General features: G+C 57.1%; 2 protein-coding genes. One reads left to right on the forward strand and one right to left on the reverse strand.

The genetic code is table 11. The features are described from left to right. Window positions 1-279 precede the first annotated feature (279 nt). A complete protein-coding gene (locus EOA85_RS35795) occupies window positions 280-507 on the forward strand; it encodes a hypothetical protein (RefSeq protein WP_127212769.1) in 228 nt (75 codons plus the stop codon). Window positions 508-692: 185 nt separating this feature from the next. Here EOA85_RS35795 and EOA85_RS35800 read toward each other — a convergent pair whose 3' ends face one another. Continuing rightward, complete coding sequence (locus EOA85_RS35800) at window positions 693-944, reverse strand: DUF6074 family protein (RefSeq protein ID WP_127212770.1); 252 nt, start codon at window positions 942-944, stop codon at window positions 693-695. Between the last annotated feature and the right edge of the window lie 179 nt (window positions 945-1,123).

The following is a 1,123-nucleotide window of genomic DNA, read 5'->3' on the forward strand; positions in this document are numbered from 1 at the left end:
CCGCGCCTGCTTCGCGAATGTGCGCTGTGCGCATAGACTGGCGCCATGGTTAGCGCAGCAGCGCCGGAAAACCGCTCACCCGGACCTGCAGACTCGACGGATGGCGAACGTCCTCGCCCGAGTGACCGGCGGCCCTTCCGAGGCTAGTAGCCGCGGCCGGTACAACCCCGGCCGGTATATCATTGTTAAATGACGGCTACGGCGTAGGGTGCGATAGAACGTAGTCAGCAGCCACCCCTGAGCTTCTGAATGAGGGCGTTGGCTCTCCGAGGATACCGCATGCCTATGCGTCACCCAGCAGACATCGCCATTTACCCTAATGACCTCGAAATGCTGCAACGGGTATTTATCCGGCATTGCACAGCCACCCAGTGCAGCATGGCATCGACCATGGCCCATGGCGCAGCATCTGAGCTAATATCATTGTTCCAGGCCGGCATCGAGGACGAAGCCGAACTCGATCTCATCCTCTCTCGCCGCTCTCAGCCGTTTCGGAAGGCGGGCTAGGCTTATCGGCTTCGGTCGGCGAAGACGCCTTGGCCATGCCGCGGGTGAGATGCCGCCTAATCTGGTCAGCGGGAATGGAGAAGGTTGGAAGCCAGCTCCGTTCCCTCAGCCAGAATTTCACCATCGCAGTCTTTGAATGCTGCGCATCCTGTCTCTACGCGGCAATCCCTCGTCCTGAGCTGATTCTATTCTGCAAGTTTCGCAGCACTGCGGGTGGCTATATCGCCTAAGACAGCGTGAAGAAGCGTTCCAACTTCCTGTTTGGCCAGCCCCGGTGCAATTCCTGATTCGGACAGTTGAATGAGAATTGTCTTGGCGGTACTGCGCCAGAAGGCATTCGCGTCCTCCCCGTTCTTCGATTCCAGGACCCGGGCGATACCTTGAACCAATTTTCGCCGCCGATGCAGCGGAAACGCGGTTATGTTTGAATCACACATGATCACCTCACCCTTCAGTCTCGCGAATAAGCATCGGCGGGTAAAAAAATTTAGTTAACAGGCTTTTTTTGACAGCGATCAGCATGGAATAAAGCATCTCGCTATAGGCTCTGCGGACGGTTGAAATGACCTCGCATCGTGAAATGGAGCGGCGGCCGTGGTCAGGGAAGGGATGGGAG

Source organism: Mesorhizobium sp. M5C.F.Ca.IN.020.29.1.1 (assembly GCF_003997375.1).
In the GTDB taxonomy this organism is placed as follows: domain Bacteria; phylum Pseudomonadota; class Alphaproteobacteria; order Rhizobiales; family Rhizobiaceae; genus Mesorhizobium; species Mesorhizobium wenxiniae.

What these genes read in the sequence shown, in the direction of transcription:
- EOA85_RS35795 (WP_127212769.1), top strand. Translation starts at nt 280, where the DNA reads ATGCCTATGCGTCACCCAGCAGACATCGCCATTTACCCTAATGACCTC.
- EOA85_RS35800 (WP_127212770.1), bottom strand. Translation starts at nt 944, where the DNA reads ATGTGTGATTCAAACATAACCGCGTTTCCGCTGCATCGGCGGCGAAAA.